The organism is Prosthecobacter sp. (assembly GCF_029946185.1).
Taxonomy (GTDB): domain Bacteria; phylum Verrucomicrobiota; class Verrucomicrobiia; order Verrucomicrobiales; family Verrucomicrobiaceae; genus Prosthecobacter.
In genome coordinates, this window is record NZ_JAQSEA010000023.1 from 1 (window position 1) to 8,036 (window position 8,036).

The following is an 8,036-nucleotide window of genomic DNA, read 5'->3' on the forward strand; positions in this document are numbered from 1 at the left end:
GATCCAGAGAAGAAAGGTCGCTGCCCTTGAACTGATTGCAGGCGATGCATGACATGGCGAGATTTTCTGCGACGGTCTCCCCACCGTGTTTTTGCGCGATGATGTGGTCCACCTGATGGGCGTGAAAGCCCAGTTCTACTGGAGCTCTACAATATTCACAATGCCCTCCAGCCCTGGTCTGCACCTGACGACGCAGTTCTGCCGGAATATGTGCCGTGCTCATACCGCCTGCAATTTCACTCGGGCCTTGGCCTTGGCGATGCGCACGAGATGCTCAACGCGCATGATCTGCTCCCACTCCGCTTGCTCACTTTCACCCAAACCGTCCAGACGTTTTTTTTCCAGCAAGAATGCGGTGCGTTCGGCCAGTTGTTCGGAAGGATGCAGCGCCAAAACCTCTTGGGCTGAAGGAAGATCAGCCAGCGTCTCGATAACGTCATCCAATGACTGAATCTCACCGGTTTTGCGTCCTTGCCATGACCTCAATCCAGCGGAGAGCACGGCAGCCATGTCGGATGCTTTGCTCGGCAGGAAGGCCGCGAATTCGTCAGGAATCTGAAGCGTCAACGTCATAGCGTGAAAGAGTGCGCCACAGAACGCATTCCGCAAGCCTTCTCTACTTCCCCAGCACCCCCTTCAACACCTCAATGCAGCGCTCATTCTGCGGCATGGTACCGATGCTGATGCGCACCCATTCGGGGAGCTTGTAGGCGGCCATGGCGCGGACGATGACGCCCTTGTCCATCATGCCTTTGAAGACAGCATTGCCATCGCCGACTTTGACGAGGACGAAGTTGGCGTAGCTGGGAATGTATTCGAGGCCCAGTTCGCCAAACTGCTGCTGCAGGTAGCTGCGGCCTTCATCGGTGATGGCCTTGGTCTTGTTCTGGTGCTCTTCATCGAGCAGTCCCGCCAGTGCTCCCGCCTGTGCGATGGAATTCAGATTGAAAGGCTGCCGCGTGCGCTGAAGCACGTCGATCAGCTCCTTGTTGGCGATGCCGTAACCGACGCGGGTACCTGCAAGGCCCTGAATTTTCGAGAAGGTGCGGAGCACGACGACATTACGCCCTTCGCGGACGTATTTGAGCGTGTCCGGCGGATTGTCGAGGAACTCATAGTAGGCCTCGTCGAACACGACGACAACATGCTCCGGCACCTTGGCCATGAAACGATCGATCTGCTCCTGCGTAACGAGCGTGCCGGTGGGATTGTTCGGATTGGCGATGAAGACCTCCTTCGTGTTCGGCGTGATGGCGGCTGCCATCGCATCCAGATCATGCACGTAGCCGGGATCTGGCACCTCGATGGCGTCGGCACCAAACACCTTCGCCATGAGCTTGTAGACAAGGAAGGAATGCTCAGCGGTAACGATGTTGTCGCCCGGCTTGAGGAAGGCATGGCCTATGAACTCGATGACTTCATTGGATCCGCAGCCCATGATGAAGTTGCCCATTTCCAAGCCGAATTTTTCCGCCAGCGCACTGCGCAGCTTCCATGACGCACCATCCGGGTAAATATTCACCTCTTTGACGGCCTCCTGCATCGCAGTAATAGCCTTCGGCGACGGCCCCAGTGGGTTCTCGTTGGAGGCGAGCTTGATGATGTCCTCCGGCTTCAGGCCGCGTTCACGGGCCACATCTTCGATGGGTTTGCCGGGTTCGTAAGCGACGAGGTCTTTGAGCTGTGGGTTGGCGTAGTTCCAGATGGACATGGTGGGTGGCTTGGAGGAACGTTTCTTGGACTTGGATGGCGACGAAGGCAAGTCCGTGTAAAGTCGGCCTGAGACTTCGTTTAAACCGTCATGCCAGCCACTTTGCCCGAAACTTCGGAACTGCTCCTCTCCCTTGGCACCGCCACAGGACTGGGACTGCTCGTCGGATTGCAGCGTGAATGGGTTCAGAACCGCGTCGCAGGCATCCGCACCTTTGCGCTGCTGACACTCTTCGGCGCGCTGACCGGCCTGATGGGGAATGCCTATGGCAGCTGGGTGATTGCCGCAGGATTCATCACCTTCGCCTGCCTTGTGGTCCTGGGCAGCTGGATTCGACAGGCCAAACGCCCGCCGGTTTCAGGTCTGGTGACAGAAATGGCGATGCTGGTGATGTTTGTCACAGGAATGATCACCATGCTCGGAGAGCGGCTCCTCGCCGTGATGATCGCCGGCGGGGTCATGGCGCTGCTCCAGAGCAAGAAAGCGCTGCATACGATGGTGCGGCATTTCGGTGAAGAGGATCTGCGTGCATTCGTACGGCTTGTTCTTCTGGGGCTGGTCATTTTGCCAGCGCTGCCAAACCGCGCGATGGGATACCTCGGAGTGCTCAATCCCTTCGCCATCTGGCTCATTGTGGTGCTGATCGTCGGCATCAGCCTCATGGCATACATGGCTGAAAAATATTTGGGTGGTGCCAAAGGAGCCGCCGTGGCAGGCATTCTCGGAGGCCTGGTCTCAAGCACAGCGACCACGGCCAGCAGCGCGCGCCGAAGCAAAACTTCAAGCGCCGGCAGCTTGTCGCTCGCAGCCATGGCCTTGATCGCCTCGGCAGTGGCCTTTGTCCGCCTGCTTGTGGAAGTGACCATCGTGGCCTCCGACCACATTCGCGAACTTCTGCCCCCCCTCGTGGCCATGATGTTCTGGGTCGGGCTGATCGCCGCCGTGGCGCATCATCTCGCGGAAAATGCCGATTCAGAGCCGGTGGATGAGCACCCGCCTTCCGAACTGAAAAATGCAGTCGTCCTTGGGCTGCTCTACGCACTGGTGCTGGTCATCGTGGCCTACACGCGTGAGCACAGCAGCTCGTTCGGGCTGTACTTGGCCGCGTTTCTTTCAGGCCTGCCGGACATGTCCGCCATCACGCTTTCCACCTCCCGGCTCGTCACCACCGGCCATCTCGAAACATCCATCGCCTGGCGGATGATTCTCGTTGGCGGCATGGCCAATTTGTGTTTCAAAATGGCCTTTGTGATCGCCCTCGGTTCGCGTGCCTACATCAAGCCGGCAATGCTTGGTCTGCTGCTGTCGGTCGCGGGAGGCGCGGCCATTTTGGCGCTCTGGCCGTAAAGTGCGGCCAGCGGCTCAAAGAATGCAGGATGAATCACAACGACAGGCCGCCTCGCACCGTATCTACTTCACATCATGCCCGCCGAATTTAAAGACTACTATGCCACGCTCGGCGTCGCACGCGATGCAAGCGCAGACGAGATCAAGAAGGCCTTCCGCAAACTGGCCCGCCTCTACCACCCCGACACTGCCAAAGACAAAAAGACCGCCGAAGCCAAGTTCAAGGAGATCAATGAGGCCAACGAGGTGCTCAGTGACCCTGACAAGCGCAAAAAGTATGACACGCTTGGCGCAGGCTGGCAGGACGCGGGTGGCTATCAGCCGCCGCCAGGAGCAGGCGGTCACGAGCAAGAGTTCCACTTCGGTGGCACCGGGTTCAGCGACTTCTTCGAGCAGTACTTCAGCGGTGGCAGCCGCTATGGCTTCCCACAGGGTTTTGACGAGGGCGGCACCACCGGGTCAGCCCAAAGAGGCCGCGCACGCCGTGGCCATGACATCGAGGGAGACATCCTCGTCACCCTGGATGAAGCCATGCACGGCACCCAGCGGCCGATTTCGCTGCAAACCGCCAACCGCCAGACCGGCGCTGTGCAGACACACAGCTTTGAGGTGCGCATCCCCCCCGGTGCCACCGACGGCCGCCGCATCCGCGTCCCCGGCCAGGGAGAACCCGGCCACAACGGCGGCGGCGCGGGAGATCTCTACCTCCGCGTTCGCCACGCCGCCCATCCCGACTTTACTACCCAAGAAACTGAAGTGACTCACGAACTCGACATTGCTCCATGGGAGGCCGTGCTCGGTGCAGAAGTGATCGTGCCGACCCTCGACGGCTCCATCAAACTGCGCATCCCCGCCGGCAGTGAAAACGGCCAGAACATGCGCGTGCGCGGACGTGGCCTTCCCAAAGGCAAGACCGGCGAGCGCGGTGATTTCTTTGTGAAACTCCAGATCGTGATGCCAGACAAGATCAGCGATGCCGAACGTGCGTTGTGGGAACAACTTCGCAGTGCCTCCACCTTCACCCCACGCGCCTGATATGAGCGACTCCACCTCTCAAACCTATTCGCTGGAAATCCTCGCCGAGACAACGGGTGTCTCCACTCAGCTGATCGTGGAGTATCAGGAGCATGGCATCCTCCCGTCTCAATTGGATGATGACACGGTGCGCGCCCTGCGCCGCATCGAGCATCTTCGAGTAACCTGCGAGATGAACCTCCAAGGTCTCAAGATGCTCACGCAGTTGCTCGATGAAGTCGAACAACTGCGCCAGGAACTGCGCCTCAGACGCTGAAGCTCTGGTTTAAAAAACCCGTAGATTGGATGTATAAAATACTCTGTGGGTTTCCTGAATCTGCGGGAAAACACTCTGTCGTACGCCTGTTCAGGCAAACTTCGTCACGCCAGGGCGCGGCATTGGAGTAGGCACGAACTTGTCGCCGAACTGCAGATTGTCCGGCGCGAGATCCTGCTTGGATGAGAGGATGGCCAAAGCCACGCGCTCGGACTTTTTGTCCGACTTCGCACCGGCTTCCGGAGCGGCAGGAGCGGAGTCATCCTTCCACATGATTTTCTGTCCAGTGTAAGCCGCTTCACGGCCCATGATGGCAATGAGCGTACTGCTCATCATGCGGTCACCGTCGTTGATGACCTCGCCTTTGCGGATCGCATTGAAGAGCGCCTGATGCTCCAGATCGTACATGTTTTTCTCCTCACCACGCCAGCGCCAGCGCTTTTCGCCGTCAATGAAGGGCGCAGGGCCTTTGCCAATGACCAATCGTCCTCTGGTGCCCTGAATGGTGTCGGTAACTTCGTTGTGACAGCCGGTCATCTGACGGTTGGTGAAGTGGCACAGAATGCCATTGCCCCATTCGTAAGCGCAGTGGAAGTGGTCGTAGATGTTCCCATCCTCCGCAGGACGCTGGCGACCACCTGTAGCGATGACACTCACCGGCGGCGTGTCCTTCATCGCCCAGCAGATCTTGTCCAGGCTGTGCACCGCCTGCTCCACGAGGCTGTCACCGCTGAGCCAGGAAAAATTGTACCAGTTGCGCACCTGCCACTCCACATCGCCCATTCCTGCGGGACGTCCTGCGGCTGGCGGCATGACCTTGACCGGCCCCGAGTAGTAAGTCGCCAGAATACCGGTGATGTCACCGATCTCGCCATCATGCAGGCGCTTGTAGCACTCAATGCGGCTGGTGGAATAGCGCCAGCAAAAGCCGGCCACCAGATTGAGCTTCTTCTGCTTGGCCTTTTCAACCGCCGCCTGGGCAACGAGATACCCAGCAGCATCCACCGCCATCGGCTTCTCGCAAAAAATATGCTTCCCGGCTTCCACCGCAGCGGTGAGGTGCAGCGGGCGAAATCCCGGCGGGGTGGCGAGCAAGACGACATCCACACCGCAGTCGATGAGCTTTTGATAAGCATCGAGACCCGTGAATCTTTTATCTGGCTTCACATCCACGCGATCAGGAAAATTCGTGGAGAGATTCTTGATGCTGCTCTCGATCTGCGAGTCGAACGCATCAGCCATCGCCACGATTTTAGAATTGTAATCCGCACCCAAAGCCTGCGCCGCCGCGCCCGTGCCGCGACCACCACAGCCGATAAGGCCGATTTTCAAAGTCTCGTTCGAATCTGCCTTCTGCTGCGCAAGCAAGCTGCCTGCGGAAGTGAAAATGGCCGGAGCCAGCAAGGCACCCCCACTGGCATTGAGAAAACGGCGACGAGAGAAGGCGGAGACGGCTGGGTCAGACATGGGAAGCGAGAAAGTTGTAAACAGGCTAAGAAGTTCGGCTCGGCGACTGCAAACCTTTCAGCGAAAGGTGCAGATTGCATCACGTTGCAGGCCGGCCATTAGGAGGCCCCTAATGGGTCAACGCCCGCCAGTCCCCTCAGCTATGGCGCGGGATGATCTTCGTCGGCCCCGAAGACTGCGGCGGCCGTCCGTCATTATCCAGATTGCTCAGCGGCTGTGTTTCCACCCGGCTGATTTCATCGTCAGGTGAAGGCTGGAGCAGCGCGTCCACGAGGAGCTGAGTGTCCTCCAAAAAGGTCAGCCCAGCGCGGCGCATAAAATCCACTTCCGAGGCATGCGTGTGCAATGTGATCAGCAGGCATTCCCCTTGGAACAAGGCCAGCACAAACACACCCTCATAACCAAACCAGAACGTTTTCACCTCACGGTCTCCACCACTGCCAAAATGCGCACGCGCATCATGCAGGCATTGCAGCAGACGCTCGGCACGGAACTCCTCAAAAGGGAGCATGTTGATCAAAATTTGCCGCCGCCAGCACAGCAGCAGGCCATTGACCGAACCGGCGTGTTTCAGACGTTCGAGAGCGGACCGTAAAGAAGGAGTGATAGATGCAGCCATGGTTTATGCTTCCATTGAATTGGCACGAGTGAGGAGTTCAAACATCGGCACGCGCTCGCCAATGTGGGCACCTGCACCGGGGTCTTTGGCATCAGTGCCGGCATCGAAATAGGCAAAGTTCAGGGTGAAATCCTCCTCCTGCAGCGTCCCCAGCCAGGGAGCGCCCAGTTCGAGGCATTCGCCCACTTTCAATCCAAAATGCCGCAGACCTTGGAAATCGGCGGCGTAGTTGTTCACGGCTTCCTGACCGCTGTCACTGGCGACGACGCCATCTTTCAGGGTGAAGAGTTGCAGGGGGAGAGGTAGTACCTCGAGTTCGCTCATGGAGATATTGAAGTTGTCCCTCTTAGGTCTCAAAAATACGCTGATGAGGCAAGCATAATCCACGCATGACGCAAAATAGAAGCCCCTTCCCAGCTTGACTCTGCGACCCTTTGCTTTCTTTCGTCGTATCCCTGCGCTATCCCTCCTTCCCCATGACCGCAGTCGCCCCCAGTTTCAAAATCGGCAATGAAAAGCTCATCAAGGTGCTGCCAAACGCCGCCAACCGTCTCCTCGGCCTGCTCAAAAAGCAGGGCCGCGCTGAAAACGGCGCCCTGCGCGTCGCCGTCGTCGGCGGCGGCTGCTCCGGCCTGCAATACAAAATGGATCTCGTCGATGGCCCCGCCAACCGCGACATCATGGTCACCTCCAGCGAGGTCCGCGTCGTTATCGACCCCAAGAGCGCCCTCTTCGTCTCCGGTTCCGAGCTTGACTACAGCGACGACATCCAGAGCGGCGGCTTCAAGGTGAAGAATCCGAACGCCGTCGTCACCTGCTCCTGCGGTGAAAGCTTTGCCGCCTGATCCCGATGTCCAACGCTTTTGCCCTCCTCGGCCTGCCGCGCATTGCCGCACTCGATGACGAGGCGCTGCAGCAGGCCTGGCTGGCCGCCAGCCGCAGCGCACATCCCGACCAGCCCGGTGGCGATGCCGCCCACGCAGCTGAAATCAACTCCGCCTACGAAACCCTGCAAGCCCCCGAGAAACGTCTCAAGCACCTCCTCGACTTACATGCGGTGCCCTGGCGCACCGTTCCCATCGACGAGGCCATGATGTCCCTCTTCAGCAAAATGGGCCCCGCGCTGCAGAGCGTTGCCGCTTTTCTCAAGCGCAAACAGACCGCCACCTCCGCACTCGCCAAGGCCCTGCTCGCCCCGGATGAAATGCGCCTGCGTGAGCAGCTTGAGTCCCTCGGCACCACACTCGATTCCGAACGCACCGCCCTGCTGGCAGACCTGCCCGCCTTCGACTCCCGCCTCAGCGCAGGCGACACCACAGCCCTCACCGACCTGCAAATCCTCCAAGCACGTCTGGCCTACTTCGGCAAGTGGCAGGCTCAGGTGCGCGAAGCTTTGCTGAGTTTGATGTAAACCAACGCCTGCCTATTTCGCAGGCTCCACTCCGTCTGACGACTCTGCCGCAGCCATCGCCTCCCGCACCCGGCGCAGGCACTCGTCCGGGCTGGCATCCATCGGCAGCGTGAGCGGCCGGGCCCGCACGTTCAAGTGCCGCACCGCGCCTTCACGGCGCACGTGCGTCACTTCAATATCGTGCGCGGCA

Annotated in this window: 11 protein-coding genes; 5 read left to right on the forward strand and 6 right to left on the reverse strand. The window is 59.2% G+C overall.

The genetic code is table 11. The features are described from left to right. The 3 genes from PSV43_RS01255 to hisC all read right to left on the reverse strand — a co-directional run. Window positions 1-223: HNH endonuclease signature motif containing protein (locus tag PSV43_RS01255; RefSeq protein ID WP_300192867.1), on the reverse strand; the 223-nt coding region annotated here is incomplete at its 3' end. Beyond that, complete coding sequence (locus PSV43_RS01260) at window positions 220-510, reverse strand: hypothetical protein (RefSeq protein WP_300192869.1); 291 nt, start codon at window positions 508-510, stop codon at window positions 220-222. The genes PSV43_RS01255 and PSV43_RS01260, both read right to left, overlap by 4 nt. 106 nt (window positions 511-616) lie before the next feature. Beyond that, complete coding sequence (hisC, locus tag PSV43_RS01265) at window positions 617-1,711, reverse strand: histidinol-phosphate transaminase (protein ID WP_300192871.1); 1,095 nt, start codon at window positions 1,709-1,711, stop codon at window positions 617-619. A gap of 90 nt (window positions 1,712-1,801) precedes the next feature. Between hisC and PSV43_RS01270 the strand changes: the two genes are divergently transcribed. The 3 genes from PSV43_RS01270 to PSV43_RS01280 all read left to right on the forward strand — a co-directional run bounded on the left by PSV43_RS01270 (window position 1,802) and on the right by PSV43_RS01280 (window position 4,349). Beyond that, window positions 1,802-3,058: a DUF4010 domain-containing protein gene (locus PSV43_RS01270; RefSeq protein ID WP_300192872.1), complete on the forward strand. Its 1,257-nt coding sequence runs from the start codon at window positions 1,802-1,804 to the stop codon at window positions 3,056-3,058. Between the two features lie 75 nt (window positions 3,059-3,133). Then, the gene (locus PSV43_RS01275) at window positions 3,134-4,093 is read left to right on the forward strand and encodes a J domain-containing protein (RefSeq protein WP_300192874.1); all 960 of its coding nucleotides are present in this window, start codon (window positions 3,134-3,136) and stop codon (window positions 4,091-4,093) included. 1 nt (window position 4,094) lies between these two features. Then, window positions 4,095-4,349: a chaperone modulator CbpM gene (locus tag PSV43_RS01280; RefSeq protein ID WP_300192876.1), complete on the forward strand. Its 255-nt coding sequence runs from the start codon at window positions 4,095-4,097 to the stop codon at window positions 4,347-4,349. 90 nt (window positions 4,350-4,439) lie between these two features. Here PSV43_RS01280 and PSV43_RS01285 read toward each other — a convergent pair whose 3' ends face one another. The 3 genes from PSV43_RS01285 to PSV43_RS01295 all read right to left on the reverse strand — a co-directional run bounded on the left by PSV43_RS01285 (window position 4,440) and on the right by PSV43_RS01295 (window position 6,759). Next, entirely contained in the window at window positions 4,440-5,816 is a 1,377-nt protein-coding gene (locus PSV43_RS01285; protein WP_300192878.1) for a Gfo/Idh/MocA family oxidoreductase, read from the reverse strand. Between the two features lie 136 nt (window positions 5,817-5,952). After that, complete coding sequence (locus PSV43_RS01290; RefSeq protein ID WP_300192880.1) at window positions 5,953-6,435, reverse strand: hypothetical protein; 483 nt, start codon at window positions 6,433-6,435, stop codon at window positions 5,953-5,955. A 3-nt stretch (window positions 6,436-6,438) separates the two neighbouring features. Continuing rightward, window positions 6,439-6,759, reverse strand: a complete 321-nt coding sequence (locus PSV43_RS01295) for a hypothetical protein (protein WP_300192882.1) — start codon at window positions 6,757-6,759, stop codon at window positions 6,439-6,441. A 152-nt stretch (window positions 6,760-6,911) separates the two neighbouring features. Here PSV43_RS01295 and PSV43_RS01300 point away from each other — a divergent pair, with 152 nt between their 5' ends. Then, on the forward strand, window positions 6,912-7,280 hold the full coding sequence (locus PSV43_RS01300) for an iron-sulfur cluster assembly accessory protein (RefSeq protein WP_300192883.1): 369 nt from the start codon (window positions 6,912-6,914) through the stop codon (window positions 7,278-7,280). A gap of 5 nt (window positions 7,281-7,285) precedes the next feature. Beyond that, window positions 7,286-7,846 carry a hypothetical protein gene (locus tag PSV43_RS01305; protein ID WP_300192885.1) on the forward strand — a complete coding sequence of 187 codons (561 nt, stop codon included), beginning with the start codon at window positions 7,286-7,288 and terminating at the stop codon, window positions 7,844-7,846. The last annotated feature ends 190 nt before the right edge of the window (window positions 7,847-8,036 follow it).

What these genes read in the sequence shown, in the direction of transcription:
- PSV43_RS01260 (WP_300192869.1), bottom strand. Translation starts at nt 510, where the DNA reads ATGGCTGCCGTGCTCTCCGCTGGATTGAGGTCATGGCAAGGACGCAAA.
- hisC (WP_300192871.1), bottom strand. Translation starts at nt 1,711, where the DNA reads ATGTCCATCTGGAACTACGCCAACCCACAGCTCAAAGACCTCGTCGCT.
- PSV43_RS01270 (WP_300192872.1), top strand. Translation starts at nt 1,802, where the DNA reads ATGCCAGCCACTTTGCCCGAAACTTCGGAACTGCTCCTCTCCCTTGGC.
- PSV43_RS01275 (WP_300192874.1), top strand. Translation starts at nt 3,134, where the DNA reads ATGCCCGCCGAATTTAAAGACTACTATGCCACGCTCGGCGTCGCACGC.
- PSV43_RS01280 (WP_300192876.1), top strand. Translation starts at nt 4,095, where the DNA reads ATGAGCGACTCCACCTCTCAAACCTATTCGCTGGAAATCCTCGCCGAG.
- PSV43_RS01285 (WP_300192878.1), bottom strand. Translation starts at nt 5,816, where the DNA reads ATGTCTGACCCAGCCGTCTCCGCCTTCTCTCGTCGCCGTTTTCTCAAT.
- PSV43_RS01290 (WP_300192880.1), bottom strand. Translation starts at nt 6,435, where the DNA reads ATGGCTGCATCTATCACTCCTTCTTTACGGTCCGCTCTCGAACGTCTG.
- PSV43_RS01295 (WP_300192882.1), bottom strand. Translation starts at nt 6,759, where the DNA reads ATGAGCGAACTCGAGGTACTACCTCTCCCCCTGCAACTCTTCACCCTG.
- PSV43_RS01300 (WP_300192883.1), top strand. Translation starts at nt 6,912, where the DNA reads ATGACCGCAGTCGCCCCCAGTTTCAAAATCGGCAATGAAAAGCTCATC.
- PSV43_RS01305 (WP_300192885.1), top strand. Translation starts at nt 7,286, where the DNA reads ATGTCCAACGCTTTTGCCCTCCTCGGCCTGCCGCGCATTGCCGCACTC.